The organism is Actinoplanes subtropicus, from assembly GCF_000721705.1.
GTDB classification, from domain to species: domain Bacteria; phylum Actinomycetota; class Actinomycetes; order Mycobacteriales; family Micromonosporaceae; genus Actinoplanes; species Actinoplanes subtropicus.
Genome location: NZ_JOJL01000011.1, coordinates 1 through 25253, shown reverse-complemented (window position 1 = coordinate 25253; position 25253 = coordinate 1). Strand labels below are relative to the sequence as shown.

Below are 25253 nucleotides of genomic sequence, written 5' to 3'. Positions count from 1 at the left end.
ACTATAACCTGTTCTAGTGACGGTGGCGGAAGAGGAATACGACGTTGTCGTGGTCGGCAGCGGCGGCGCGGGCATGGTCGCGGCGCTCGCCGCGGCGCACCACGGGTTGAGCGCGGTCGTGCTGGAAAAGGCGGCCACGTACGGCGGATCGACCGCACGCTCGGGCGGCGGCCTGTGGATGCCCGGCAACGAGGTGCTCGCGCGGGCCGGCATCACGGGCGACGCCACGAGCTATCTCGCGCACGTCGCGGGACCGGACGCGACCGCCGCGCGGCAGAACGCGTTCCTGTCCGCCGGGCCCGGCGTGCTCGCGTTCGTGAGCGCTCACACGCCGCTCGAGTTCGCCTGGGTGCCCGGCTATGCCGACTACTACCCCGAGGCTCCGGGCGGGGTCGCGGCCGGGCGCAGCGTCGAGCCGAAGCCGCTGGACGCCCGGCTGGTGGGGGCCGATCTGGACCGGCTGGCCCCGCCGTACCAGGCGGCGCCGGACGGGATCGCGGTCACCCAGGTGGACTATCGGTGGCTGTCGCTGGGGACCAGGCACCCGCGGGCCGTCCTCACCGCGGCCAAGCTGGCGGGGCGGGGCCTCGCCGCGCGGCTGCTGGGGCGACGGCGCCTCGCCTTGGGCCAGGCCTTGGCCGGCGGGCTACGCGCGGGGCTCCGGACTGCGGGCGTGCCGGTGCTGCTCGACACCCCGATGACCGACCTGATCCTCGCGGACGGTGACGGACCGGTCCGGGTGGTCGGGGTGCGGTCGGGTGAGCGGACGTTCCGCGCGCGGCGGGGCGTGCTGCTGGCCAGCGGCGGCTTTGAGCACAACGAAGCGATGCGCCGGAAATATCAGGATATCGGCACGGAGTGGACGGTCGGCGCGGCCGGCAACACCGGCGACGGCATCGAGGCGGGTGCGCAGCTCGGCGCGGCGCTCGACCTGATGGACGAGGCGTGGTGGGGGCCGTCGATCCCGCTGACCGGCGGGCCGTACTTCTGCCTCGCCGAGCGCAACCAGCCCGGCTGTCTGCTGGTGGACAGCACCGGCAAGCGCTTCGTCAACGAGTCCGCGCCGTACGTCGATGCCGTGCACGCCATGCTGTCGCCGGAGGTGACCCTGCCCGCCTGGCTGATCGCCGACCAGACCTACCGGGACCGCTATCTGTTCGCCGGGCGGGGGCCGCGCGCCCCGCTGCCACGCCGCTGGTTCGCCGCCGGGGTGGCGCACAGGGCCGGATCGCTCGACGACCTGGCCGCCGCGATCGGCGTGCCGGCCGGGGCGCTGGGCGAGACCGTGCGGCGGTTCAACGGGTTCGCGGCGGCCGGCCTGGACGAGGACTTCCGCCGCGGCGACTCGGCGTACGACCGCTACTACGGCGACCCCCGCCAGCGGCCCAACCCCTGCCTGGGCGCGCTGGCCAAGCCCCCGTTCTACGCGTTCCGGATGGTCCCCGGCGACCTGGGCACCAAGGGCGGCCTGCGCACCGACGAGCGGGCCCGGGTGCTGCGCCCGGACGGCACACCCATCCTCGGCCTGTACGCGGCCGGCAACACCAGCGCGGCCGTGATGGGCCGCAGCTACGCCGGCGCGGGCGCTACCCTCGGTCCGGCCATCACCTTCGGCTACCTGGCCGCCCTCGACCTCGCCGCCCTCGATCCGGCGGCGAGCGCGGCGGGCAAGCCGACTTCGCTCGATCCCGCCGAGGAGGGCTGATGCCGATCGACCCCGCCACCGCCGTCGGCGCCGAGTTGCCCGGCCGCGACCTCAGCTGGGACAGCACCGACGTGCTGCTGTACCACCTGGCCGTCGGCGCCGGCCCGGACGAACTGTCCTACGTGTACGAGGACGCGCTGCGCGGCGTGCTGCCCACCTTCGCCACGGTCGCGACCACGCTGCGCGACACCGATCCGCCCGCGGTGAAGATGCCCGGCATCGACGTCGACCTGGCCCGGGTCGTGCACGGCCGGCAGGAACTCGTGCTGCACCGCCCGATCCCGGTGACGGGCCATTGCCGTGCGCGCTCACGGATCGCCGCCGTCCACGACAAGGGCACCGCCGCGGTCATCGTCACCGAGACCGTGACCGACCTGTTCACCAGCCGGAACACCATCTTCGCGAAGGGCGAGGGCGGCTTCGGCGGCGACCGTGGCCCGTCCACCAAGGTGCCGGTGCCGGATCGCGCTCCGGACCACGAGGTCCTCTCGCCCACCGATCCGCGGCAGGCGCTCTGGTACCGGCTGTGCGGCGACCGGAATCCGCTGCACGTCGACCCGGCCTTCGCGCACCGGGCCGGCTTCCCGCGACCGATCCTGCACGGTTTGTGCACGTACGCCGTCGTGGCCAAGGCGGCGATCGACGCCGAGTTCGACGGCGACCCGGACCGGCTCGGCGGTTACTCGGCCCGGTTCGCCGGCGTCGTCTTCCCCGGCGAGACCCTGCGCACCCGGATCTGGCGCGAGGACGGCCGCCTCGTCCTGCTGACCACGGTCGCCGACCGCGACGACGTCCCGGCCCTCGCCGACTCGGTCATCACGCCGCGCTGAGGATCAGGCCGCTCGTCGGCACCCCCGTCCCGGCCGTGACCAGCACCGGCCCGTCGCCGGCGATCTGGTTGGCGGCCGTGCCCCGGATCTGGCGCACCGCCTCGGCGATCCCGTTCATGCCGTGGATGTACGCCTCCCCCAGCTGCCCGCCGTTCGGGTTGATCGGCAGCCGATCGGAAGCGATCAGATGCCCCGCCTCACCCCGGCCGCAAAAACCCAATTCCTCCAACTGCAGCAGCACGTACGGGGTGAAGTGGTCATAGAGCACCGCCGCCCGGACGTCCCCCGGCGTAAGGCCGGACTGGCTCCACAACTGCCGCCCGACCACGCCCATCTCCGGCAACGCACCCATGTCGTCGCGGTAGTAGCTGGTCATCGTGAACTGGTCGGGCCCGCTCCCCTGCGCCGCCGCGGCGATCACCACCGGCGGCCGGCGCAGGTCCCGGGCCCGCGACGCCGAGGTCACCACCACCGCGACCGCGCCGTCGCTCTCCTGGCAGCAGTCCAGCAGCCGCAGCGGCTCGGCGATCCAGCGCGACGCCTGGTGGTCGTCGAGGGTGATCGGCCGGCCGAAGAACCACGCGGCCGGGTTGGTCGCCGCGTAGCGCCGGGCCGCCACGGTCACCCGGCCGAAGTCCTCCGTGGTGGCGCCGTAGTCGTGCATGTACCGCCGGGCCACCATCGCCACCATCGCCGCCGGCGTGGCCAGCCCCATCGGGTAGTGCCAGCTCGCGTCCAGGCCCGGCGCCATCGTCGCCTGCCCGAAGCGGCGACCGGATCGTTCGTTGAGCGCCCGGTAGCAGACCACCGTCCGCGCCACCCCGGTCGCCACCGCGAGCACCGCCTGCTGCACCACCGCGCACGCGGCCCCGCCGCCGTACCCGATCCGGCTCAGGAACGTGAGCTCGCCCGCGCCTATCTCCCGGGCCACCGCCGTCTCGGCGTTGTCGTCCATGGTGAAGGTGACCAGCCCGTCCACGTCGGACGGTTGCAGCCCGGCGTCGTCGAGCGCGGCCCGCACCGCCTCGACCGCCAGCCGCAGCTCGCTGCGCCCGGAGTCCTTGGAGAACTCGGTGGCCCCGATGCCCGCGATCGCCGCCGCCCCCGCGATCACGACGCCACCCGCACGGTCCCGGAGACGTGCTCGCCGCCGGCGGTCCGCCCGCTCACCGTGACCGCACCACCGGAGGCCGTGCCCGTGAAGGTCAGCGTGTCGTACGGGTAGCAGGGCGCCCCGAGCCGGATCGCTATCCCGCTCAGCACCGCCCCCGGCCCGGCCCAGTCGGTCACATACCGCTGCACCAGCCCGGTCGTCGTCAGGATGTTCAGGAAGATGTCCTTGCTGCCGCGCCGCACCGCCGCGTCCCGGTCGTGGTGCACGTCCTGGAAGTCGCGGGTGGCCAGCGCCGTGCTGACCACGACGGTCGGCGTCACCTCGAGCGAAAATGGCGGTAGCACCACCTGCCCGGCCGGCCGCCACACCGGCAGCCCGTCCGCGAACAAGGCCCGCACCTCGTCGCCGATCCGCACCTCGTCCGGCCGGACGCCGAGCACCTCCCCCACCATCCGCACTCCCTCGTCCAGGTCGACCAGCGCGACCACCACCGGCGACCGCCGCCCGGGCAGCGGCGGATGGTGGTGCACCACGTAGCTGTGGATGCGCCCGCTCCCGGACGCCACCGCATACTCCGGCTTCAGCGCCCCGCACCGCGGGCAGGCCGGCCCCGGCGGATGCCGCAGCGCGCCGCAGTCACCGCACCGCTGGATTCGCAACTCGCCGGCCGAGACACCGTCCCAGAAGAAAGCGCTGTCCTGGCCGATCACCGGCCGGATCGGGGGCGAAACGGGCCCGGCCGGCCGGGCCGTGCCCGGCCGGAACTTCAGGATCCGGAACCGCATCCCGGCCACCGGCTCGTCGCCCACCACCCAGGTGCTCTCAGTGGTGAAGAACCAGCCCTCGCCGAGCGCGGTCCTCTTCGGACCGATCACGTCGGTGAGCCGGCCGGTCACCGCGACCGTTTCCCCCTCGCGCAGGTAGCGGTGGTACGTCTGCGCACAATCGGTCGCGACCACCGAGGTGAAGCCCGCCTCGTCGAGCACCGCCGACATGGCCCCCAACGGGTCGGCCGGATCCCGGAACCCGAGCAGCCCCGGCATGGTCCACACCTGGATCATCGCGGGCGGGGCAAGCCCTTTCCGCTCGTAGACCGGGTTGGTGTCGCCGATCGCGGCCAGCCAGTCGCGGATCGCCGGCATGTTCACCGGATCCCGGGCCACCCGCGCCGGCGACGGCCCGGCCGCCGCGATCCGGTGCGCGGCCTCCTCGATCGACTCCGCCACCCGAAACCCCCTACCTCGGCACCCGGGGCAGGCCGAGCCCCGCCGCCGCGATGATCTCCCGCTGGATCTCGTTGACCCCGCCGCCGAAGGTCAGCACGAGGTTCCGCTTGGCCTGCACATCCAGCCAGGTGAGCAACTCGGCGGTCGCCGGATCGGCCGGGTCGCCGTGCCGCCAGACCGCCTCCTCCAGCTCCTGGGCGTGCCGCAGCAGCCGTTCCGAGGAGAACACCTTGGTGGCCGAGGCGTCGGCCGCGTTCGGCTCCGCGCCGGCCACCTGCCAGTTGAGCAGTTCGTTCACCCGCAGGCAGGCGGACGCGCGCGCCAGCGCCCGGCGTACGTCGGAGTGATCTTGACCTTGAAAGAAGTCCGCGACCCGGTCGACGATGGCGCCGAGCCGGCCGGCCGGGCCGAGCATGACGCGCTCGTGGTTGAGCTGGGTGGTGAGCAGCCGCCAGCCGCCGTTCTCCGCGCCCACCCGGCGCGACACCGGCACCCGGACGTCGTTGAGGTAGACCGAGTTGATGTGGTGCGCGCCGTCGAACGTGATGATCGGCGTCCACGAGTAGCCCGGATCGGCCGTGTCCACGATCAGGATCGACAGTCCTTTGTGGCGCGGCGCGTCCGGATCGGTCCGGCAGGCCAGCCACAGATAGTCGGCGTCGTGCGCGCCCGTGGTGAACGTCTTCTGCCCGTTCACCACGTACTCGTCGCCGTCGCGCACCGCCCGGGTGCGCAGCGCGGCCAGGTCGGTCCCCGCCTCCGGCTCGGTGTAACCGATCGCGAAGTGCAACTCCCCGGCCAGGATCGGCGGCAGGAAGAACCGTTTCTGCTCGTCCGATCCGTGCGCGAGCAGCGTCGGCGCCACGGTCTGCAGCGTCACCGCAGGCAGCGGCACGTCGGCGCGCGCCGCCTCGTTCACGAAGATCTGCTGCTCCATCGGCCCGAGCCCGCCCCCGCCGTACTCGCGCGGAAAGGCCATTCCCAGCCACCCGTCGCGCCCGAGCCGCCGCACCAGTTCGCGGTAGACCCCGCCGTGCCGCTCGCGCAGCATCGCCGTGCGCTCTTCGGCGGACAAAACCTCGCGAAGGTACGCCCGCAGGCGCGCCCGCAGGTCGTGTTGCTCCTCAGTCAGGTCGATGAACACCGTCGGCTCCCATCCGATCCAGGTGGCGAACCAGATCGCGGACCAGGGCGGTGTGCCGGTGCAGCGGGTACTCGACGTCGAGCCCGAGCCCGCCGTGCAGGTGGTGGCAGGTGCGCAGGGCCGGCAGCGCCTCGCTCGACAGCCAGTACGCGGCGGTGGACAGGTCCTCGTCGTCGAGGGTCCAGCTCGCCGCCAGCGACACCAGGTGCATCGTGCGGGAGGCCACGTAGACGTCGGCGATCTGCTGGGCGACCGCCTGGAACGTGGCCAGCGGCCGGCCGAACTGATGGCGGTCCCGCACGTGGTCGGCGGTCATCGCCAGCGCACCGGCGAGCGCGCCGGCACCGAGCGCGCAGGCCCCGGCCACGGCGTACCTCCGCAAAGCTTTTGCATCGCCCCCGATCGGCTCCACGGGGGCGTCCCGGAGGCGCAGGACCGGTTCCAGCGTCACGCCCGGCCCGGCCGGATCGACCAACGCCAGCCCCGCCTCGGTCGGCACGATGACGCGGTAGGCGCGGTCGGCATCCGGCGCCACGCTCCACTGCCCGCTGATCCGATCGGTTCCGGTCCCCGGCGCGCCCAGCGCGGCGGTCAGCACGCGGCCGGTCAACAGGTCACGCTGCTGCTCCGGACTGCCCCAGCGGGCCACCGGCAGCACCCCGAGCGACAGCGTGGACCAGGCCGGCACCGGCGCCGCGTGCCGCCCGATCTCGGTCAGCAGCAGACCGGTCTCGACCACACCGAGCCCGGCGCCGCCCAGTTCGGCCGGCGCCGCGAGGCTCAGCAGCCCGGCCTGGCCGAGGGATTTCCAGAGATGTTCCGGCGTGCCGGTGTCGTCGCCGAGCACCTCGCCGGCGAGGCGGACGATCGCCTCCTGAGCTTCGTCGAGCGCGAAGTCCGGACCCATTCCGCCATTAGAACACGTTTCAGTTCCAGCGGCGAAACAATCCGTTGCTACGCTGATGGGAGGACCCGAGCCGCCGCGAGAGGTAACGATGGCAGCACCGAGAACGAATACCAGTACTGGCGCCGTCCGCAGCACGCTCGACGGCGAGCAGGGCTCCGCCGCCCAGCGGGACAGGCGCCGCCGGATCCTCGAGGCGACGCTGCAGCTGGCGTCCAAGGGCGGCTACGAGGCGGTGCAGATGCGCACCGTCGCGGAGCGCGCCGAGGTCGCCCTCGGCACGCTGTACCGCTACTTCCCCTCGAAGATCCACCTGCTGGTGTCCGCGCTCGCGCTGGAGCTGGAGCAGATCCAGGAGAAGCTGGAGCGCAAGCCGATCCCCGGCGACAGCGCGCACGAACGCATGCAGTTCGTGCTCGCCCGGGTGACCCGGTCGATGCAGCGCGAGCCGCTGCTCGCCGAGGCGATGACCCGGGCGTTCATGTTCGCCGACCCCTCGGCGAGCGCCGAGGTGAACGCGGTGGCCCGCCTCATGGAGGAGATGTTCACGCGCGCCATGCACGACGGCGAGCCGACCGCCGACGACCGGGCCAAGGCCCGGGTCATCGGCGACGTGTGGCTCTCCAACCTGGTGGCCTGGGTGACCCGCCGCGCCTCGGCGAACGACGTGGCGAATCACCTGGAACTGGCCAGCCGGCTGCTGCTGCGGTAGGGCCTGGCTATTCGACCAGCCCGACCAGCTTCTCCAGGGCCTGCTTGCCCGCGGCGCCGGCCTGCTTCTCCAGCATGCCGGCCATCGGGCCCTTGAGCGCCGGGCCGACGAACTCCATCTCGTACGTGATGTGCGAGCCCGCGTCGGTCGGCTCGACCACGAAGACGTTCTTCGCCTTAACGCCCATCGGGCCGTCGCCGGCCTGCTCGAGCCGGCCGGGCGCGGCCGCCGTGGTGACCCGCCAGGCCATCTCGGCGGGCATGCCCATCAGCTTCACCTTCTGCTTGTACGTGTCGCCCTCGCCGAGGGTCGCGGGCACATCGCCGGTGAATCCCTCGTGCATCGTGTTCCATTCCGGGACCCGTGCCGGGGTCGCCAGCACGTCCCACACCCGCTGCGGATCTGCCTTGGCATCGGCCTCGACGGTCACCTTGGTCATCGCGTTCCTCCCTCGATCGAGCAACTAGAACAGGTTATAGCAGTGTGACTTGATTCACTAGGTCATGAGAGCGGTGAGCAGGCGATGCTGTTGGTTGTGGACGACACCCGAACCGCGCGGCGCGAGGCCATCAGCGAGCTGGGCGAGGCGCTGCGGACGCTGATCGAGCACGCCACCAAGACCGAGGCCCCGGCCGCCGAGCTGCTGCGGGCCGCCGGCGAGCTCCGATCGGTCGCCGCGCGCCTCGGTGAGCAGGCCCGCGGCGCCGCCGTGCCGGCCGTCGACGACCTGCTGCGCGGCGTCCGCATGTACAACCCGGTGACCGGCCACGGGAGCGCCCTCGCCCCGCCGCTGCACATCGAGGTGGCCGGCGGGGTGGCGATCGGCCGCTGCACGCTCGGGCTGGCCTTCGAGGGGCCGCCGACCTTCGCGCACGGCGGCGTGAGCGCGATGCTGCTCGACCAGATCCTCGGCCACGCCGTCGGCGCCTCCGGAAACCCGGGCATGACCGTACGGCTGGACACCAGCTACCGGGCGCCGGTGCCACTGCGTACCCCGTTGCGGCTCACCGCCGTGGTCGACGAGGTGGCCGGCCGGCGGGTGACCGCCACCGGGACCATCGCCACCGAGGCCGACCCCGGCACGATCCTGGTCTCGGCGACCGGCACCTTCGTCGGGCTGCGAGCCGATCAGGCCCGCCGCCTGTTCGGCCCCGCCCTCTGAAAGCCCCCGTCCCCTGAAAGCCCCGCCGTCTGACTGCCCCTTTCAGCGTCGTTCCAGTCGCGCTCCAGCGTCGGACGGACACTGACAGTCATCATTTGACGGCACGAAGTTTGGGGGAACTTTGCGTGCTTTCCGGTACCTGACGATGCTGGCCCTGGTCGTCGCCGGCCTGGCCGTACCGGCCGCCGCGACGGCGGCCCCGGTCAACGAGTGGCCGCAGTACGGGCAGAACGCGCTGCACACCAGCACGAACCCGGCCGAGAACGCCTTCACCTCGCGGAACATCGCGAACGTGAAGGTGGTGTCCAAGGCCCACTTCGACGACAACGGCCAGAACCACGGCGGCCCGGTGGTCGTCGGCGGCCGCCTCTACATCACCGACTTCGACGGCAACCTGTCCGTCTTCGCCAGCGCCGGCTGCGGCGACGCCTCCTGCGAACCGCTCTGGAAGGCGCACATCGACGGCAGCATCGACGCCACCCCGGCGGTCGCCGGCGGCCTGGTGTTCGTCGCCTCCACCAACGTCCACTCGCTGTTCGCCTTCCCGGCCGCCGGTTGCGGCGCGGCGACCTGCCAGCCGGTCTGGACCGGCCGGATGCTCGACGGGGCCACCGGATCGGTCACCGTCGCCGGGGGGATCGCCTACGTCGGCGACTTCACCGGGCACCTGTACGCGTTCCGCGCCACCGGCTGCGGCCGGGCGGTCTGCTCGCCGCTGTGGACCGGGGTGGGCGCGTCGAACGAGAACCTGCTCACGCCCGCGGTCGGCAACGGCTACGTGTACGTCGAGTCGTTCCGGTCGACGCCCGAGCTGTTCACCGGCCGGCTGCTGGCCTTCCCGGCCCTCGGCTGCGGCACGGCCACCTGCAAGCCCGCCTGGACCGCCGACGCCGGCGGGCCCGGCAGCGGGCTCGCGATCGCCGGCACCACCGTGTTCGCCGGCTCGTCGACGCTGTTCGGCGACGGCGTGAACACCGACTTCCACCTGATGGCGTTCGCCGGCGGCGGCTGCGGGCAGGCGACCTGCAAGCCGCTGCGCAGCTACTTCACCGGCGGCTTCGGCGTCGAGGGCGGCCTGGCGATCGCCGGGAACACGCTGCTCGCCAGCGACAACGACACCATCGACCCGCGGTTCATCGGCGGCGTCTTCGCCTACCCGCTGGCCGGCTGCGGCCAGGCCCAGTGCCAGCCGAGCTGGATGGGCCTGAGCTTCGCCACCGCGCCGGCCTCCCCACCGGTCGTGGTCGGCGACGTGGTGCTCGTCGGCAAGGGCCCGGCCAACGGGTTCCCGGTCGACTCCGGCTTCTTCTCGTACAACCTGAAGGGCTGCGGCGCCGCGGTCTGCCAGCCGATCTCGCTGCTCACGTTCGGCGATCAGATGGGCTACCTCGGCGGCCCGATGGCGGTGGCGGACCACAAGATCTTCATGGCCTCCACCGACAACACCGACAACCACACCAACGTCTACACGGCCGCCCTGACCTGATCCGTTTCACCCCCGATGGGTGAGGGTCCCCGCCCCGGGCGGGGACCCTCACCGCCAGGTCGACGGGTCCGAACCGCCGGTCCAGTCGCAGTCGGCGGCGATCCGGCGGACCACCGCCGGGTCGTACTGACCGGAGGCGGTCAGCGAGAGCACCGCACCGTCCTCGTCGACGGTCACCTCCATGATCGGCGCCCCACCGTCGCCGGCGTGCTGCACGACCCGGGCGGGCCGGCCGCCGAGCTTCTCGTTCGGCTGCGCGACCCGGCCGGCCTCGGTGGTGACCAGGATGCTGAACGTCTTGTCGGTCACGCTCAGCATGCTGCCGGCCGTGCCGCCGTGGAAGACCACCGAGCAGCTCTCCGGCTTCATCGTGGCCGGCAGCGACGGCAGCCGATACGGCGCGGCGCATCGATAGGTGCGGTCCAGCCGGACGCCGGCCGCGACCGCCGAGGCCTCGGCCGCGTCCCGCGCGCCCGCCACCTGCAGCCACAGGCCGTTGGCGGCCCGCCAGCGCAGGACGACATTCCGCGCGTCGCCGGCGAGCGTGCCGGGGCGTCCGCCCACGACGACGGCCTGGTGCGTGCCGGAGAGCGGCTCCCAGTCCTGGGTGGTGGCGCCCACCCGCACGGTGAGCTCGCGGCCCCGGCCGTGATCGGTGCCGTCGACGGTGAGCAGCTCCTGCCGCGCGCCGATCAGCTGCTGGTACTGCGCGTCGTCGGTCGGGAACGGCGCCCGGTCCAGGCTGAGGTGCAGCCTGAGCGGGCGGCCGACCTCGGCGGCCGAGTCGGCTGCCGAGACGCCACCGGCGACCACCGGCGGCGTTGGCACCGTCGTCATCGGCACCGCGCTCGGCGTCGGCGTGAAGCGCGGCGGCGCGGACGGCGGCGCCGCGGAGGACCCGGACCCCGGCGCAGGCCCCGGCCCCGCGCTCCGGCCCACCGCGGCCGTCACCGTCATCGAGAGCGCCAGCACGGCGGCGCCGGCCGACACGCTCGCGCCCACCCCGAGGCCGATCCGCCGGCGGCGGCGGTAACGGATGCCGCTCGCGCGTGCGCCGGCGAGAAGCCGCTCGACGTGCACGTCCTCCTCCGCGACACGGGTCAGCGTGCTGTGCAGGGCTCGATCCAGGTCGGTCATCGCGTTCCCTCCTTCGCGTACAGCTCCAGGTCGGCACCCAGCTGGGTACGCAGGGTCGCGAGCGCCCGCCGCACCTGCGTGCGAACGGTCACCGGAGTGCAACCCAGCAGCTCGGCGATCGACGCGTCGTGCAGGTCCTCGTAGTAGCGCAACACGATCGCCGCCCGCTGCTTGGCCGGCAACCGCCGCACGTGCTGCCACAGGACGTCCCGCTCGACCAGCTCCGCCTCGAGATCCGCCGCGCCGGCGGTGTCGAAGGTGTCGGCCACGGCGATCTCGTGGCTGGATCGCTTCCGCCAGCGGGTGATCGCCGCGTTGACCAGCATCCGGCGCAGGTACGGCTCGGGCGACTGCGCCGCCGAGATGGCCGGCCAGCGCACGAACGCCCGGGCCAGCACCTCCTGCGCCAGGTCCTCGCCGCGATGCCGGTCACCGGTCAACAGCCGCGCCAACCGCACCAGCGCCGCGCCGCGCGACCTCACGTAGTCGTCGAACTCCAAAATTCCGGCCACCCTCCCCGCCGCAGCAGACTCACATCCACAAATACGAGACGGGCCCCGCCGGCTGTTGCACGGTACGGCGGGAAAAACGCGGAGTAGAAAGAGGACCATGGTGGAGAAGGTCAGGGCACGGTTCGAGGTTCTGGACGAGCGCTTCGCGAAGGTCGGCGGCGACGAGTGGCTGGAGCGCGTCTTCGACGGCGGCCGGTGGACGGAGGGCCCCGCGTACGTGCCGGCCGGCCGGTATCTGGTCTTCAGCGACATCCCGAACGATCGCGTCCTGCGCTGGGACGAGACCACCGGGGCGGTCGGGGTCCTGCGGGCGCCGGCCGACTACGCGAACGGCCGCACGCTGGACCGGCTCGGCCGGCTGGTCAGTTGCGAGCAGGGTACCCGCCGGGTGACCCGGATCGAGCACGACGGATCGCTGACCGTGCTGGCCGACCGGTACCGGGGCAACCGGTTCAACAGCCCGAACGACGTGGTCGAGCACTCCGACGGCGGCATCTGGTTCACCGATCCCAGCTACGGCATCGACAGCGACTACGAAGGCATCCGGGCGCCCTCGGAGCTGGACGGCTGCCACGTCTACCGGATCGGCCCGGCGGGCGAGGTGGACCGGGTCGCCGGCGACTTCGAGCGCCCGAACGGGCTGGCCTTCAGCGCCGACGAGAGCATCCTGTACGTCGGCGACTCGGGCCGCGGGCACATCCGGCGGTTCACCGTCGACGGCGGGGCAAAGCTCGCCGGCGGCGAGGTCTTCGCCACCTGCGACGCGGGAACGTTCGACGGGCTGCGGCTGGACACCGAGGGCCGGGTCTGGGCGGCCGCGCACGACGGGCTGCACTGCTTCGCGCCGGACGGCGGGCTGCTGGGCAAACTGCACGTCCCCGAGGTCACCTCCAACCTCGCCTTCGGGGGAGCCCGGCGCAACCACCTGTTCATCACCGCCACCACCTCCGTTTACGCGATCCGCCTGAACATCAACGGCGCCGCCTACCCCAGTTGACCGGCCCCCAAATCTCGGGGTTGAATCCGGGTGATCATCTATGGTTCGGCTCGCCTGGGGGCAGCACAGTGATGGCCATGACATTCCGGTTCAGCGTCGTCGTCCCCTGCTACAACGAGGCGGCGTACATAGGTGAGGCGATCCGGTCGCTTCAGCGGCAGGATTTCGCCGGCGCGTACGAGATCGTGGTGGTGGACAACAACTGCACGGACGACACCGCGCGGATCGCCCGCGAGCTCGGCGTCCGGGTGGTCACCGAGTCCGCGCCGGGGGTGTGCAACGCGCGCGAGGCCGGCACGGTGGCCAGCCGGGGCGAGATCGTCGTCTCGGCGGACGCGGACACCACGTACGCGCCGGACTGGCTCTCGAAGATCGACCGCGGGTTCCGGTCGGACGACGAGGTGGTGGCGGTCGTCGGGCCGTGCCGGTACTCCGACGGCCCGCGCTGGGGCCGGGTCTTCGCCCGCTCGCTCTTCGGCGCCGTGCAGGCGGTCTACCGCGCGACCGGCCGCACCTACTACGTCAGCGCCACCAACATCGCCTTCCGCCGGGACCGCTGGACCGGCTACGACCTGCACCTGACCCAGGGCGGCGACGAACTGGACCTGCTGCGCCGGATGCGGCAAGAGGGCCGGGTCGTCTACGACCACACCAACCCGACCTTCACCTCGGGGCGGCGGTTCACCCGCGGGTTCTTCTACAACGTCTTCGTCTGCCTGTTCGTCTTCTACCTTTCCGCGTACGTGCTCAACCGGGTCACCGGCCGCCGGGTCATCGGCTCCGCGCCGGTCTTCCGGGGCAACAGCCGCCGTAAGCCGTCGCCCCGGCTCCGGCTGGCCGCCGCCGCGCTGGTCGCCACGCTGGCGCTGTTCGCGTTCCAGGCTCCCCGGACCTACCTGGAGGAGAAGGCGGACACCGCGGTCGACTACGTCCAGCAGCACACCGTGCCGGCGGGCCTCCATTGGTAGCGCTCGCGCTGATCGTCGCGCTGCTGCTCGCGTACGCCCTGTTCATGCTCCCGCAGTCGCAGGTGTTCGGCCGCTATCCCTACCGGGCCCCGCAACCGGAGCGGGTGGTGGCGCTGACCTTCGACGACGGGCCGAACGAGCCGTACACCTCGGAGATCGCCGATTTCCTGGAGAGCCGCGGCATCCGGGGCACGTTCTTCCAGGTGGGCCGCTGCGTGGAGCGCTACCCGGCGGCGACCGACCGGATCGCCGCCGCGGGCCACGTGATCGGCAACCACTCGCTGACCCACCGCTTCAGCACCTACCTGCGGCCGGGCGCCTTCCGCCGCGAGGTCGACCGGACCCAGGAGGTGCTGCGGGAGCGGCTCGGGCGCACTCCGGCGCTGGCCCGTACGCCGTGGCTGTGGCGGCAGCCCGCGCTGCTGCGGATGCTCCGGCAGCGGCGGCTGGAACCGGTCTCCGGGGTGTTCTGCCACCCGCTCGAGGTGTTCCACCGGGACGGCGCGGCGATGGCCCGGCGGGCGATCGCGCAGACCCGGCCCGGCACCATTCTGATCTTCCACGACGGCTTCGACGGGCGGGTCGGCGACCGGACCCAGACGGTGAAGGCGGTGCGGCTCACCGTGGACGGGCTGACCGAGCGCGGCTACCGGTTCGTCACGGTCGACGAGTTGCTGGGCGTTCCGGCGTACCGGGAAATGGTTTAGGTCTTCCGGGAGCGCAGCCGGAGCTGCACGCCCATCCGGCGCAGGGTGCGGAGCGCCCAGACCGAGCAGGCGGCGATCGTCAGCGCGCTCAGCAGACCGCTGAAGAACGGGCGGGCCACCAGCCCGAAGCCGACGCCCCAGTGCAGCAGGCCCAGGCTCAGCCCGGCGTCGAGCAGCCGGGAGACGCCCCACGCCACGGTCACCTGGGTGAACAGCCGGCGGATCCCCGGGTCGTGGAAGAGCTCGGCGGGCAGCGACACGAAATCCCGGGCCAGCCGGATGGTGACCGGCCGGCCGATCGCCGCGCTGCCCAGGAACAGCACGCCGAGCAGGGCCGAGCCGACCACCGGTTGCAGGACGTAGACCAGCGCGCTGGAGAGCACCAGGGCCAGCACCGCCCGGCCGCACAGCATGCCCGCGCTCAGCAGCAGCGTGCCCGGCAGCGGGTGGCCGAGCAGGCGGCGCAGGCCGAGCGCGAGGGCGCACCAGCCGATCACCACGGCCAGGCCCCAGCCCAGGCCGACGGTCTGCAGCGACACCCACAGCAGCAGGGTCGGCACCGCGATCGTCTCGGCGAGGACGCGAGCGCCCCGGACGAGCTGGGGCCGCAGCCTGCCGAGCTCGATGACGACCTCGGGGGCGGGCAGTGCCGTGCTCGATGTCGTGGTCATCCTCGGTCCGGGTGTCGGCGACAGGCCCGGCAAGGGTACCGGACCGGAGCACTACGGCCGCGTGTAGCGGTGCTTCACGCCGGCCGGGAAGTACTCGGGGTCGCCCGGCGGCCGCAGCTCCACCACCGGCGTCTGGTGCGAGGCGGGCACGTAGTTGGCGAACTCGCTGTTGAGCCGCCGCAGGTCGGCCCGCAGCGCCTCGGCCAGCAGCGTCGTCGCGCCGGACGGCGGCACGGCACCGGGCGCGATCTCGACCACCACCCGCAGCCGCGGCTCGCCGGAGGCGTCGACGAACAGCACGAACTTCCCGGTCACCCACGAGTTGACCGCGTCGCCCTCGAGGGCACCGGCGACGTTCTCCGGGTACACGTTGGCGCCGAAGAAGGACACCGCGAACAGCGAGCGGCCGAAGACGTACACGAACGGCAGCCGGGCCGTCTCCCGCTCGGCCAGCTCCGCCATGGGATCGAAGCCGTGGCCGCGGCAGAAGTGCATCATCTCCTCGTACGGGACCAGGCCGCCGTCGTCCGCGATGTGGTACCGGATCAGCGGCACGCTGCCGTCCCCGGTGAACACCAGCGTTCCCTCGTGCGTCTCGAAGAACCGGACCGCCGGGTCGTACTGCACCAGGGTCGGCATCCGCCGGGTGCCGAACAGCTCCTCGGCCAGCTCGGGCCGCCCGGCGAGGAACCGGCGCACGGTCACGCTCAGCGGCGTCTCGTTGCCGAGCACGCCGGCGTCCGCGGTGCCGTAGAGCGACACCGAATCGGTCACCGCGCCGGTCATTCCGGCCCGCCGCCCGACCAGGTCGCGCCAGGCCTCGCTGAACACCTCGCCGGCCAGCAGCAGCTTGATCGAATACCGCTCCCAGCCGGTGCCGGCGTCGATGACGATCTTGAGGAACGGCGGGTAACCGGCCAGCACGACCTGGTCGTAGAGCGGGCCGAGCTCGCCGACCACCCGCAGGATCTCGGCCACGTTGTTGCCCGGCGTCGCCACCGTGAGCGGATAGCCCTTGGCCGCCAGATGCCGGCAGGCCGCGGCGGTGTACATCCCGCCGACCCAGGACCCGAGCGGAAAGCAGACCACCGCGAGCGTACGCCGAGCGTCGGCGCGGAAACTGGAGTACAACGCGTGCTCGAAGCGCCGCGCGACGGCCAGTTCGTCGAGCACGGTCCGGGGCCAGACGGTCGGCCGGCCGGACGATCCGGACGAGACCGCGACGGTGTCCGCGCCCGCCAGCCGCCCGTCCCGGCACAGCTCGGGCAGCGGGTGCCGGCGCAGGTAGTTCTCCTTGGTCAGCAGCGGCACCCGGGCGAAGTCCTCCGCCGTACGGACGCCGGCCGGATCGATGCCGTGCTCGGCGAGCAGCGCGCGATAGGCCGGCACCCGCTCGGCGACCTCGCGGAACAGCGCGAGCGCGGCCGCGGCACCGGCACCGGCACCGGGCTCGGCGATCGGCGATCGGCGGGGCCTCGTAGAAGGCGCGCAGCCCGTCCAGCACGGCCCGGGCGTGACCACTGACGTCCATGATGCGTCGATCGTACGGGCGACGGACCGGTCACACTGGACGGCATGTCGCGTGTCGTCCTGGTCGGCGTCGACGGCTCGACCGGATCGATGCGGGCCGCCGGGTACGCCGCCGGCCTGGCCCGCCGCGAACGGTGCCGCCTGGTCGTCGCGCACGTGATGACCCCCGGCCCGTTCGAGTGGGCCGTCCTGGGCGGCGGCGGGCTCCTGGCCCAGCTGCGCGCCGACCTGAGCCGTACGGTCGAGGCCGAGGTCCGCGCGGTCACCGAGGACAACCCCGGACCGGTCGCCTTCGTCAGCCGCGTCGGCCGTCCCACCGAGAGCCTCGCCGCGATCGCCGACGAGGTCCGCGCCGACGTGGTGGTCGTCGGCGTGTCCCGGGGCTGGCGCCGCTGGTTCGGCGTCTCGGTCGCGGCCGGCCTGGTCCGGGTAGGCCGTTGGCCGGTGGTCGTGGTTCCCTGAACCCGGCGGGAGTTCACCGATCGGACGGCCGCTGATCGCGTGCGAGTAGCCCGCGGTTGCGACCATCTCCTTCAGCGTTCCCTCAGCCGTCGGCTGCGACCGTGGCCGGGTCCGATACGGCCGAGTGATGGAGGCTCCCGTGCCGGTCATGACAGTGCCTACTTGGTCATGCCCTTCTGGCCCTCGCCTGCGGCCTGGATGCGCAACTTGCGGCAGTGCCGCTCGGTGCAGGCGGTCATGACGGAGGCGGTGCTCGAGCGCGAAGCATCAGCGCCCGCGGCGACCGCCCGTACGAAGAAGGTCCGGCGCGCGGTTCTCGCGGTGCTGGTGCTCGCGGTGGCGGCCTGGGCGATCGGCCGGGCGTCGGCGGCCGGCGCCTCGCTGCCGGCCGCGCTCGGGCTGATCGGCGGCCTCCCCTGGTTCGAGCTGCTCGGCCTCGGCTGCCTGTGGCTGACGGCGGTCGCCCTGCACGCGGTCGTGCTCGCCGCGGCGCTGCCCGGGCTGAGCCACCGCCGCGCGGTCTCGATGAACCTGGCCGGCTGCGCCGTGTCGGCCGTGCTGCCGCTGGGCGGCCTGGCCGGCACCGCGCTGAACCTCGCGATGGTCCGCTCCTGGGGGCACGGCCGGCTCGATTTCGCCCGCTACCTGATGGTCTCGAAGGCCTGCGACGTGATCGCCCGGCTGCTGATGCCGGCGGTGGCGCTGGCCGCCCTGCTCGCCACCGGGGTCCTCGCCCCGCCGGCGGCCGGCGCGTGGGCGCCGTTCGCGGCCGTCGCGTTCCTGGCCGCCGCGCTGCTGCTGTGGGCGCTGTGCGGGCGGGCGACGCCGCTGCTGCGGCTGGTGGAGCTGACCGCGCGGACGGCGTCCCGGCTCGCCGGCCGGCCGGTCGGCGCCGGGTGGCCGGCGACCGTGTCCGAGCTGCTGGCAAGCGCCGGCGGCCTGGTACGGCGGCGCCGGCCGGCGCTGACGCTGGGCACCGCCGGGTTCTGGGTGGCGCACGGCGCGCTGCTGTGGTGCTGCCTGCTGGCGGTCGGCCGGCAGCCGATGCCGGCCGCGGTGGTGCTCGCCGGGCTGGTCGCCGAGCGGACGCTGACGCTGGTGGTGGTCACCCCGGGCGGCGCCGGCCCGGCCGAGGCCGGCGCGGTGACGGTCCTGATCGGCCTGGGCGCCGACCCGACCGGCGCGCTGGCCGGGGTGCTGCTGTTCCGCGCGTTCGTCCTGGTCGCGGCCATCCCGGCCGGGGCGGCGCTGGGCCTGGGCTGGTGGGCCGCGCACCGGCGGCCGGCCCGCCGCTAGGCGGTCCCGGACCTCGCTGCCGGACGGTCCCGGACGGAGTGCGCCGGCGGCACCCGAGGGTGCCGCCGGCGTACCTGTCCCGGCGTCAGACGCAGCGTTGCAGGACGTTGTCCCAGGTGGTGCTGCCCGGACAGCCGACGGCGGAGGTGACCGGCGCCGCGGCGCCCTGTCCGGTGAGGGCGACCACGACGGCCGCGACGATGGTCAGCAGGAAGTAACGGTGACGTGCGCGCATGACCTTTCCTTTCCGAAAGGTTGCGGTTGACGGTTGGGGCGGCACACGCGTTCGCCTGGTCCGGCCGAACGGCGGCGACGGAGGCTGGCCGACCTCCCCGCGCGTGCCGACGCGCGCGATCGACAGCGCGGCCGGCGCCTCGCCCTGGTCGTCCGCCCCGGTTCGGGGCACCAGCCTTACTGTCAGAATGACACTAAGCCCGCGGCGAGGTTTGTGTCAAGAAGACAATAAGCGGCGGTCCCCCGGTGGCACGTCTCCCTGGTCGTACAGCTCCGCGATCCGGTCGCGGGCGGTCCGGGCCGCGCCGGCGTCACCCATCCGGTCGTACGCGTCGGCCAGCTCCGCCTGGACCAGCATCTCCAGCCACCGGTTGCCGGACGCCCGGATCGGCCCGAAGGCCCGCCGTAGGGCCGCCAGCCGGTCGTCGGGCCGGTCGGCGGCGGCCTCCACCGCCGCGATCGACAGGCAGACCCGCGCCTCCAGGCCGGCGTCCGCGGCCTCCCGGGAGAGCGTCTCGGCCCGCTCGAGCAGGTGGCGGGCGGTCCCGGTGTCGCCCCCGGCCAGCGCCAGATCGCCGAGGCCGTGCAGCGCGTACGCGTGCGCGAGGCCACTGTCCGGCGGGGACAGCCGCTGCACCTCGTCGAACGCCGCGGCCGCGGCCGGCCGGTCGCCGCCGGCGAGGTACGCCTGAGCGAGCCAGTACAGGGCCGGGGCGAGCACCCGGGCCTGACCGCTGTTCCGGGCCAGCTTCTCCGCCTCGAGCAGCACCGCGACGGCGTCCTCGGCGTCGCCGCCGTCGAGGTGGGTCTGCCCGACGAAGCGCAGCGCCTGCTGGCTGCCGACGACGTCGCCGCTCTCCTGGTAGTGGGCCAGCGCCTCGGTGAACAGCTCGAGCGGCCGGGCCAGCTCTCCGTTGCGCCGCAGCGCGTTGGCGAGGGTCCGCTGGGCCACCGCGAGGGCGTGCCGGTCGCCGGTCTCGGCGAGCAGGTCCACCGCCCGCTGCAGCTCGGGGACGCCAGACACCCCGGCGCTACCGCTGGCGACCAGCGGCGGCATGCCCAGCATGGTCAGCACGATCCCCTCGCCGCGGCGGTCGCCGGCCGCCCGGCAGGCCGCGAGGGCAACCTCGTGGGTGGCCCGCCAGTCGTCGAAGTACCCGCCGATCGCGTAGAACTCGTGCGCCGAGACCGCCAGGTCCCAGCACAGGTCGGCGCTGCCCAGCTCGGCGGCCTGCTCGACCGCGGCCCGGATGTTGGCCCGCTCCCGCTCGAACCACACCCGCGGCTCGGCCGCCGCCTGGGCCAGCTCGGCCGCCGGGACCGGCGCATCGGCCGCCGCGCCGTGCGTCACGTCGAAGTCCCCGCCGTAGAACGCGGTGTGCGCGTGCCGGGTGAGGGTCAGCAGCGCGCGGCACACCCGCAGCGCGGGCTCGCCCAGGCCCGCCGCCCAGGACGGCGCCGTGTCGGCCAGGCCCCGGGCGTACTGCCGGGTCAGGTCGTGGAAGCGGTAGCGGGCCTCGCCGGGCACCGGGTCGACCATGCCGATCGCGGCGAGCTGGGTCAGCGCCTCGCCGGCCGCCGGGCCGCGCTCGTCCAGCACCGCGGCCGCCGTCCACTCGGCGAAGACCGGCAGGGCGAGCCGGCCCAGGCCGAGGAAGAGCCGGCGGGCCCGGTCGTCCAGGGGCACGAGCCCGGCGCCGAGGGTGCGGGCGAGGCTTTCCTCGCCGTACGCGAAAGCGGTCGGTCCCTGTTCGACCAGCCGGCGCAGCAGCTCACCGGTGGAGCGGTGGTAGGACTCCACCCGCAGCAGGGCGGCCATCCGGACGGCCAGCGGCAGGCCCCCGCAGAGCCGCACCACGTCGCCCACCGCCTCCTGCTCGCCGGCCAGGTCGACGTGCCCGTCCGCGGCGATCCGGTGGAACAGCTCCCCCGCGGTGACCGCGTCGAACGCGCCCAGCGGCGCCACGTGGTGCGCGGGTGCGCCGAGATCCGGCAGCCGCCGCCGCGCGGTGATCAGCACGACGCTCCGGCCGCCGCCCGGCAGCAGGTCCCGCACCTGGGCGCCGTCGGCGGCGTCGTCCAGCAGCACCAGCACCCGGCGCCCGGCCATCGCCGAGCGGTACAGCGCCGCCCGCTCGCGCCGGGTCTCCGGCACGGCCGGCACCCCCAGGGCCCGGAGGAACTCGGCGAGCACCTCCGCCGGGTCGGCCGGCTGGTCCCGGGTCCCGCACAGGTCCGCCCACAGTTGCCCGTCCGGGTAGGACCCCGCGGCCTCGTGCCCGGCCTGCAGCGCCAGCGCGGTCTTGCCCATGCCGCCGGGCCCGGTGATCGCCAGCACCGGCAGCCGCGGCTCGCGCAGCAGCCAGCGCACCTCGGCGAGCAGGCCGTCGCGCCCGACGAAGTACGGCGGCCGGGGCGGCAGCTGCTGGGGCGCCGGGACCGCCGGCTCGGGCACGTCGCCGCGTACCATGGCGTACGCCTGCCGGCGCAGCCCCTGGTCGGGCGCCTCGCTCGCGGCCTCGTACCGCTCGATCGCCGGGATGATCCCCTCCACGTGACCGTCGCGGTAGAGCGCGGTCAGCAGCAGCGCACAGAGCTTCGTGTCGTCCGGAAACTCCGTCGCGAAGTGGGTCAGGTCCTCCAGCACGCCGGCGTGCCCGCCGCGGTCGATCTCCAGCCCGAACAGCCGGGTCGCGGCGCGCTTACGCTGGCGGCGCAGGGCCTCGATCTCCGCGGTCGCCGACTCGAGGCGCACGTTGGACAGCGGCCGGCCGGAGCGCCAGAGCGCGAGGGCGGCCCGCAGCGTCGCGATCTCCGCATCCGACCCGTCCCGCCGCTCGTCCGCCTCCCCGACCAGCCGGCGGAACATCAGCAGGTCCAGGTCGTCCTCGGCGGCGACCAGCTCGTAGCCGTACCGGTTGTGGGTCTTGAGCGGGACGCCGAAGCTCTTGCGCAGCGCCGAGGCGGCCTTGTGCAGCTGGGCATGGCTGACGCCCTTCTCGCCCCAGGCCGCGGCGATCAGGTCCTCCGTGGCGACCGGGCGGTTCGCCCGCAGCAGCAGCGTGGCCAGCACCGCACGGGTATGCCCGGCGGGCAGCACGACCTCGCCGCCGCCGGAGTCACGAACTTCGAGATCTCCGAGGATCCGGAACCGCATGAGCTTGTCCACTTCGTTGCCGCCACAACGCCGAGCCGCCACCGTAGGTGCCAAGTCAGCCGGAAGCCATTACCGTGACGGCCATTTGGCACCCCCAGCGGACGGCGCCCGCGGAAGCAAACCGGTAGCTCGCCATGACCGAATCGCGGGGAGCAGTTGTCCCATCAGCACATCGTGACGGGGGTGCGCCATGTCTCATCGGGTGCGCGGCACATTGGACGCTCTGGTCGACGACGAGAACCGGCTGCTGCGGCCGATCGGCATGAGCGCGCGGGAGGCCGCCGCGCGGACCGGCGACCTTCTGGGCCGGCTGGCCGACACCCCGGGCGTCCGCGTCTTCGCCGGCGTGCGGCCGACGAAGTACTCGCCGCGGATCGGCTTCGCCGTCTGCACCGCCTCCCACGTGCTGCTCGTGGAGTCGGTGGCCTGGCCGTCCGGGGCCTACACCGTCACGGCGCAGGGTCGCGTCCTGTGCGACGGCACGTACATCGGCCAGTCGGTCCATCCGCTGCTGGGCTCGGTCCGGCTGCTGCGCCGGCTGGTCCACCGGCGGCAGATCGGTGCGGTCGTCGTGGTCCACCCCTCCGGCCGGGGCACGCCGACGCTGCCCGCCCGGTCACCGGCCGGCCCGGCCTGGCTGACCCCCGACGAGGTGCGCCCGCACATCGGCCGCCGGCTGCTGCTCCGGCGCCGGGAAACTACTTATTGTCATCTTGACACTAACTCTTGGTAGCATCGCAGTCATGGCGCGCATCTGGCAGTCCCTCGATCTGATCGCCGCTCTCGTCGTCTCGCTCACCGTCGGCACGCTCGGCATGTTCGACGTCGCCGACGGCCCGACCCTGTCCGGCGCCACCCTGGCCACGCTCGGCGTGCTGGCCGGCGGCGTCCTGCACGCCCGGTTCCAGGTCGGCGGGCTGGTCCGGCTCACCCGGCAGCACCTGGTCGACCCGCCGCCAGCCGACCGGCTGCTGCACCCCTCCGCCCCGGGCGCCGACGCGTCGCTGGCCGGGGCCAGGGAGATCGACATCGTCGGCGTGACGCTGAACCGGACCGTCCGCAACCATGCCGCCGCGCTCGCGCAGTGCCTGCGACAGGGCGGCACCGTCCGGGTCGCGGTCATCGACCCGGAGGGCGCGGTGCTCGGCGAGGCGGCCCGGCGGAGCACGGCGCCGGACGCCGCGCACGTCTTCGCGCACCGGCTCCGCCCCACCCTCGCGCTGCTCGACGAGCTGGCCGCGGCGCCCGGCCGGGGCCGCCTCGAGGTGCGGCTGCTGGATTTCGTGCCGGCCTTCGGGCTGCTGGCGGTGAACGGCCGCCAGGCGGACGGCCGCCTGCACGTGGACATCTACTCGCACACGTTCGGCGGCACGGAGCCGGCCATGGCCCTGCACTCCGGCCGGGACCACCCCTGGTACCAGCACTTCCTCGGCGAGCTCGAGCAGATCTGGGCCGCCGGTCGCCCGCACTAGTTTGTGTCAGATAGACAATTTCAGTACGCTCGGCGGGTGATCGAGCGGGAGCACACGTACCTCCGCCTCGCGGTCGACGTCGCCGTCCTGACCGTACGGGAGGGCGCGCTCGCGGTCCTGGTGATCACCCGGGCGAACGAGCCGTTCCGCGGCCGGCCCGCCCTGCCCGGCGGCTTCCTGCGCGAGGGCGAGGACATCCCCGAGGCCGCCGCCCGCGAGTTCGCCGAGGAGACCGGGCTCGACCCGACCGCCCTGCACCTCGAGCAGCTCAAGGCCTACGGCGCGCCGGACCGCGACCCGCGCGGCCGGGTGGTCAGCGTCGCCTTCCTCGCGATCATGCCGGACCTGCCGCTGCCCACCCCGGGCTCGGACGCGCGCGGCGCCGCCTGGGAGCCGGTCGACCGGGTCCGCGGCACCCTGTCCTTCGACCACGACCGGATCCTCGACGATGCCGTCGAGCAGGCCCGCAGCCGGCTCGAGTTCACCACGCTGGCGACGGCCTTCTGCGGAGCGGTCTTCACCATGGGCGACCTGCGCCGGGTGTACGAGGTGGTGTGGGGCCACGAGCTCGACCCGCGCAACTTCAGCCGCAAGGTGATCAACACGCCGGGCTTCGTGGAGCCGACGGGTGCGCACAAGACCTCCGAGGCGGGCCGTCCGGCCGCCCTCTACCGGGCCGGCGGGGGCACGACACTCAACCCGCCGATCCTGCGTGCCTCGGCCGGCGGCTGAGCGGCGCCCGTACGGAAGAAATGCGGAAGAACTCCGCGGGACACTCGGCCGTGCCGCCCGCGGGGGTGGCGGGCTCGCGGGCGGCTCGGCCGGCACGCCGGGCCGGATCGCGAGGCAACACGCCCGCCTCAAGACCGGCCCGGCGTGCCCCGCCGGATTCCCGCCGTTCGGACGCGCCGCCGCGACCGGCCGTGAGAGCGTGCCGGATTCCCGCCGTTCGGACGCGCCGCCGCGACCGGCCGTGAGACCGTCGGGTGAGAACCCGGGAGGATCCGATGATCACGGTGCCCGCCGGCAGCACCCTCATCCTGCGCTGTCCCGGCGGGCCGGATCTGGCCCTGGTCACCCTCGCCGCGGTGCACGCCGACTTCGTGGCCGGCCTGCCGCCGATCCCGGTGCTCAGCCTCGACGACCCGGCGACCCGGCGGAGCGGCGTTCTCGAGCTGGTCACCAGCGCCGGGGTGACCTGGGTCGAGGCCGAACTGCGCGGCGGCCGGCTGACGGTGGCCGGCGACCTGCCCACCGACGTGGTGCAGCGGCGGGAGGCGCCGCGCCGGCCGGGGACGTACCCGGCGACCGGCACCGCGCAGGTCGACTCCGAGCCGGGCCGCCGGCTGGTGCGGGTGACCGGGTACGTCGAGGACGTCTCCACCGGCGGCCTGCTGCTGCGGGCCACCGGCGGGGGCGGGCCGCACCTGCCGGCCGGGATCGTGCGCACCCTGCTGCACGTCGGCATGCCGTGGGGCGATCTGACCGTGGCCGTCACCACGGTCGAGCAGATGGCCGACCAGCTGCGGGGAACCTACGAGTGGATCGGCCGGGCCGACGCGGCCGCCCTGCGCGACTTCCTAGAGGGCTTGGTCGCGGATTTTTGATTTGGGGAGTCGTGTTCAGGTGATCAAGTTTGCGTGGCGGGCGTAGTCGTCGAATGTGGTTTGGAGTTGGTCGAGGCGGTGGCGGATGGCGGGTGGGGTGGTGGGGCTGGTGGTCATGAGGTGGGCCAGTCCGGGTCTTAGGAGTCGGGTGTAGGTGCGGGTGAACAGTTGTGCGGTGCGCCAGCCGAGGTCGGTGACGTGGTAGCGGTGGCTGCCGGGG

26 protein-coding genes and 1 pseudogene are annotated in these 25253 nt (G+C 73.6%); 14 read left to right on the top strand and 13 right to left on the bottom strand.

Annotated features, from left to right (window positions below; all coding sequences use genetic code 11):
* Nucleotides 1-16 precede the first annotated feature (16 nt).
* Both kstD and IH26_RS0116550 read left to right on the top strand, forming a co-directional pair.
* Entirely contained in the window at nucleotides 17-1705 is a 1689-nt protein-coding gene (gene kstD / locus IH26_RS0116555; RefSeq protein ID WP_084598869.1) for a 3-oxosteroid 1-dehydrogenase, read from the top strand.
* Nucleotides 1705-2535, top strand: coding sequence for a MaoC/PaaZ C-terminal domain-containing protein (locus IH26_RS0116550; RefSeq protein WP_030437093.1), 831 nt, complete (start codon nucleotides 1705-1707; stop codon nucleotides 2533-2535). Before kstD ends, IH26_RS0116550 begins: the two co-directional genes overlap by 1 nt.
* On the opposite strand, the gene IH26_RS0116545 is transcribed toward IH26_RS0116550, so the two are convergent.
* The 5 genes and pseudogenes from IH26_RS0116545 to IH26_RS0116530 all read right to left on the bottom strand — a co-directional run bounded on the left by IH26_RS0116545 (nucleotide 2522) and on the right by IH26_RS0116530 (nucleotide 6926).
* A complete protein-coding gene (locus IH26_RS0116545; RefSeq protein ID WP_030437092.1) occupies nucleotides 2522-3649 on the bottom strand; it encodes a lipid-transfer protein in 1128 nt (375 codons plus the stop codon). The two genes, IH26_RS0116550 and IH26_RS0116545, sit on opposite strands and share 14 nt — an antisense overlap.
* On the bottom strand, nucleotides 3646-3996 hold the full coding sequence (locus tag IH26_RS62865; RefSeq protein ID WP_245665271.1) for a hotdog family protein: 351 nt from the start codon (nucleotides 3994-3996) through the stop codon (nucleotides 3646-3648). The genes IH26_RS0116545 and IH26_RS62865 overlap by 4 nt, the downstream gene beginning before the upstream one ends.
* Nucleotides 3985-4875 (bottom strand): annotated as a pseudogene (locus IH26_RS0116540) (bifunctional MaoC family dehydratase N-terminal/OB-fold nucleic acid binding domain-containing protein); the annotation flags it as partial. The gene IH26_RS62865 and the pseudogene IH26_RS0116540, both read right to left, overlap by 12 nt.
* A 10-nt stretch (nucleotides 4876-4885) precedes the next feature.
* On the bottom strand, nucleotides 4886-6019 hold the full coding sequence (locus tag IH26_RS0116535; protein ID WP_030437090.1) for an acyl-CoA dehydrogenase family protein: 1134 nt from the start codon (nucleotides 6017-6019) through the stop codon (nucleotides 4886-4888).
* Entirely contained in the window at nucleotides 6000-6926 is a 927-nt protein-coding gene (locus IH26_RS0116530; RefSeq protein WP_030437407.1) for an acyl-CoA dehydrogenase family protein, read from the bottom strand. The genes IH26_RS0116535 and IH26_RS0116530 overlap by 20 nt, the downstream gene beginning before the upstream one ends.
* 88 nt (nucleotides 6927-7014) lie before the next feature.
* Between IH26_RS0116530 and kstR the strand changes: the two genes are divergently transcribed.
* Nucleotides 7015-7635, top strand: a complete 621-nt coding sequence (kstR, locus tag IH26_RS0116525; protein ID WP_030437089.1) for a cholesterol catabolism transcriptional regulator KstR — start codon at nucleotides 7015-7017, stop codon at nucleotides 7633-7635.
* Between the two features lie 7 nt (nucleotides 7636-7642).
* On the opposite strand, the gene IH26_RS0116520 is transcribed toward kstR, so the two are convergent.
* On the bottom strand, nucleotides 7643-8074 hold the full coding sequence (locus IH26_RS0116520; RefSeq protein ID WP_030437088.1) for a type II toxin-antitoxin system Rv0910 family toxin: 432 nt from the start codon (nucleotides 8072-8074) through the stop codon (nucleotides 7643-7645).
* Nucleotides 8075-8158: 84 nt separating this feature from the next.
* Here IH26_RS0116520 and IH26_RS0116515 point away from each other — a divergent pair, with 84 nt between their 5' ends.
* Both IH26_RS0116515 and IH26_RS0116510 read left to right on the top strand, forming a co-directional pair.
* Complete coding sequence (locus IH26_RS0116515) at nucleotides 8159-8797, top strand: PaaI family thioesterase (RefSeq protein WP_030437087.1); 639 nt, start codon at nucleotides 8159-8161, stop codon at nucleotides 8795-8797.
* A 121-nt stretch (nucleotides 8798-8918) separates the two neighbouring features.
* Nucleotides 8919-10283 (top strand): PQQ-binding-like beta-propeller repeat protein, encoded by a 1365-nt coding sequence (locus tag IH26_RS0116510; RefSeq protein ID WP_030437086.1) that lies wholly within the window; start codon nucleotides 8919-8921, stop codon nucleotides 10281-10283.
* 48 nt (nucleotides 10284-10331) lie between these two features.
* Here IH26_RS0116510 and IH26_RS0116505 read toward each other — a convergent pair whose 3' ends face one another.
* Nucleotides 10332-11420: a hypothetical protein gene (locus tag IH26_RS0116505; protein ID WP_030437085.1), complete on the bottom strand. Its 1089-nt coding sequence runs from the start codon at nucleotides 11418-11420 to the stop codon at nucleotides 10332-10334.
* Nucleotides 11417-11932, bottom strand: a complete 516-nt coding sequence (locus IH26_RS0116500; RefSeq protein ID WP_342668281.1) for a SigE family RNA polymerase sigma factor — start codon at nucleotides 11930-11932, stop codon at nucleotides 11417-11419. The genes IH26_RS0116505 and IH26_RS0116500 overlap by 4 nt, the downstream gene beginning before the upstream one ends.
* A gap of 97 nt (nucleotides 11933-12029) precedes the next feature.
* Here IH26_RS0116500 and IH26_RS0116495 point away from each other — a divergent pair, with 97 nt between their 5' ends.
* The 3 genes from IH26_RS0116495 (at nucleotide 12030) to IH26_RS0116485 (ending at nucleotide 14604) form a co-directional block, all read left to right on the top strand.
* A complete protein-coding gene (locus tag IH26_RS0116495) occupies nucleotides 12030-12929 on the top strand; it encodes an SMP-30/gluconolactonase/LRE family protein (RefSeq protein ID WP_211268662.1) in 900 nt (299 codons plus the stop codon).
* Nucleotides 12930-13006: 77 nt separating this feature from the next.
* Nucleotides 13007-13897: a glycosyltransferase family 2 protein gene (locus IH26_RS0116490; protein WP_051808245.1), complete on the top strand. Its 891-nt coding sequence runs from the start codon at nucleotides 13007-13009 to the stop codon at nucleotides 13895-13897.
* Entirely contained in the window at nucleotides 13891-14604 is a 714-nt protein-coding gene (locus tag IH26_RS0116485) for a polysaccharide deacetylase family protein (RefSeq protein WP_030437081.1), read from the top strand. The genes IH26_RS0116490 and IH26_RS0116485 overlap by 7 nt, the downstream gene beginning before the upstream one ends.
* Here IH26_RS0116485 and IH26_RS0116480 read toward each other — a convergent pair.
* Entirely contained in the window at nucleotides 14601-15275 is a 675-nt protein-coding gene (locus IH26_RS0116480) for a DUF3159 domain-containing protein (protein WP_030437080.1), read from the bottom strand. The genes IH26_RS0116485 and IH26_RS0116480 overlap by 4 nt on opposite strands.
* Nucleotides 15276-15326: 51 nt before the next feature.
* A complete protein-coding gene (locus IH26_RS0116475; protein ID WP_051808201.1) occupies nucleotides 15327-16796 on the bottom strand; it encodes a phenylacetate--CoA ligase family protein in 1470 nt (489 codons plus the stop codon).
* A gap of 54 nt (nucleotides 16797-16850) precedes the next feature.
* Here IH26_RS0116475 and IH26_RS0116470 point away from each other — a divergent pair, with 54 nt between their 5' ends.
* Together IH26_RS0116470 and IH26_RS0116465 are read left to right on the top strand one after the other, a co-directional pair.
* Nucleotides 16851-17267: a universal stress protein gene (locus tag IH26_RS0116470; RefSeq protein WP_030437078.1), complete on the top strand. Its 417-nt coding sequence runs from the start codon at nucleotides 16851-16853 to the stop codon at nucleotides 17265-17267.
* A 237-nt stretch (nucleotides 17268-17504) separates the two neighbouring features.
* Complete coding sequence (locus tag IH26_RS0116465; protein ID WP_169789762.1) at nucleotides 17505-18563, top strand: lysylphosphatidylglycerol synthase domain-containing protein; 1059 nt, start codon at nucleotides 17505-17507, stop codon at nucleotides 18561-18563.
* A gap of 85 nt (nucleotides 18564-18648) precedes the next feature.
* Here the strand turns inward: IH26_RS0116465 and IH26_RS59790 are convergent, their stop codons facing one another.
* Entirely contained in the window at nucleotides 18649-18798 is a 150-nt protein-coding gene (locus IH26_RS59790) for a hypothetical protein (protein ID WP_157437222.1), read from the bottom strand.
* Between the two features lie 216 nt (nucleotides 18799-19014).
* A complete protein-coding gene (locus IH26_RS0116455) occupies nucleotides 19015-21954 on the bottom strand; it encodes an ATP-binding protein (protein ID WP_157437221.1) in 2940 nt (979 codons plus the stop codon).
* Nucleotides 21955-22144: 190 nt separating this feature from the next.
* Here IH26_RS0116455 and IH26_RS0116450 point away from each other — a divergent pair, with 190 nt between their 5' ends.
* From IH26_RS0116450 to IH26_RS0116435, 4 genes are all read left to right on the top strand, one after another.
* Nucleotides 22145-22687: a hypothetical protein gene (locus IH26_RS0116450; protein WP_157437220.1), complete on the top strand. Its 543-nt coding sequence runs from the start codon at nucleotides 22145-22147 to the stop codon at nucleotides 22685-22687.
* Nucleotides 22688-22697: 10 nt separating this feature from the next.
* Nucleotides 22698-23426, top strand: coding sequence for a hypothetical protein (locus IH26_RS0116445; protein ID WP_051808200.1), 729 nt, complete (start codon nucleotides 22698-22700; stop codon nucleotides 23424-23426).
* Nucleotides 23427-23462: 36 nt separating this feature from the next.
* Entirely contained in the window at nucleotides 23463-24158 is a 696-nt protein-coding gene (locus IH26_RS0116440) for an NUDIX hydrolase (RefSeq protein WP_030437073.1), read from the top strand.
* Nucleotides 24159-24433: 275 nt separating this feature from the next.
* Nucleotides 24434-25033, top strand: a complete 600-nt coding sequence (locus IH26_RS0116435; RefSeq protein ID WP_030437072.1) for a hypothetical protein — start codon at nucleotides 24434-24436, stop codon at nucleotides 25031-25033.
* 15 nt (nucleotides 25034-25048) lie between these two features.
* On the opposite strand, the gene IH26_RS61295 is transcribed toward IH26_RS0116435, so the two are convergent.
* Nucleotides 25049-25253 (bottom strand): hypothetical protein (locus IH26_RS61295; RefSeq protein ID WP_034215422.1); only part of this gene is annotated, 205 nt, incomplete at its 5' end.

What these genes read in the sequence shown, in the direction of transcription:
- IH26_RS0116465 (WP_169789762.1), top strand. Translation starts at nt 17,505, where the DNA reads ATGACGGAGGCGGTGCTCGAGCGCGAAGCATCAGCGCCCGCGGCGACC.
- IH26_RS0116470 (WP_030437078.1), top strand. Translation starts at nt 16,851, where the DNA reads ATGTCGCGTGTCGTCCTGGTCGGCGTCGACGGCTCGACCGGATCGATG.
- IH26_RS0116530 (WP_030437407.1), bottom strand. Translation starts at nt 6,926, where the DNA reads ATGGGTCCGGACTTCGCGCTCGACGAAGCTCAGGAGGCGATCGTCCGC.
- kstR (WP_030437089.1), top strand. Translation starts at nt 7,015, where the DNA reads ATGGCAGCACCGAGAACGAATACCAGTACTGGCGCCGTCCGCAGCACG.
- IH26_RS0116505 (WP_030437085.1), bottom strand. Translation starts at nt 11,420, where the DNA reads ATGACCGACCTGGATCGAGCCCTGCACAGCACGCTGACCCGTGTCGCG.
- IH26_RS0116445 (WP_051808200.1), top strand. Translation starts at nt 22,698, where the DNA reads ATGGCGCGCATCTGGCAGTCCCTCGATCTGATCGCCGCTCTCGTCGTC.
- IH26_RS0116550 (WP_030437093.1), top strand. Translation starts at nt 1,705, where the DNA reads ATGCCGATCGACCCCGCCACCGCCGTCGGCGCCGAGTTGCCCGGCCGC.
- IH26_RS0116490 (WP_051808245.1), top strand. Translation starts at nt 13,007, where the DNA reads ATGACATTCCGGTTCAGCGTCGTCGTCCCCTGCTACAACGAGGCGGCG.
- IH26_RS0116515 (WP_030437087.1), top strand. Translation starts at nt 8,159, where the DNA reads ATGCTGTTGGTTGTGGACGACACCCGAACCGCGCGGCGCGAGGCCATC.
- IH26_RS59790 (WP_157437222.1), bottom strand. Translation starts at nt 18,798, where the DNA reads ATGCGCGCACGTCACCGTTACTTCCTGCTGACCATCGTCGCGGCCGTC.
- IH26_RS0116450 (WP_157437220.1), top strand. Translation starts at nt 22,145, where the DNA reads ATGTCTCATCGGGTGCGCGGCACATTGGACGCTCTGGTCGACGACGAG.
- IH26_RS0116480 (WP_030437080.1), bottom strand. Translation starts at nt 15,275, where the DNA reads ATGACCACGACATCGAGCACGGCACTGCCCGCCCCCGAGGTCGTCATC.
- IH26_RS0116495 (WP_211268662.1), top strand. Translation starts at nt 12,030, where the DNA reads ATGGTGGAGAAGGTCAGGGCACGGTTCGAGGTTCTGGACGAGCGCTTC.
- IH26_RS0116435 (WP_030437072.1), top strand. Translation starts at nt 24,434, where the DNA reads ATGATCACGGTGCCCGCCGGCAGCACCCTCATCCTGCGCTGTCCCGGC.
- IH26_RS0116520 (WP_030437088.1), bottom strand. Translation starts at nt 8,074, where the DNA reads ATGACCAAGGTGACCGTCGAGGCCGATGCCAAGGCAGATCCGCAGCGG.
- IH26_RS0116455 (WP_157437221.1), bottom strand. Translation starts at nt 21,954, where the DNA reads ATGCGGTTCCGGATCCTCGGAGATCTCGAAGTTCGTGACTCCGGCGGC.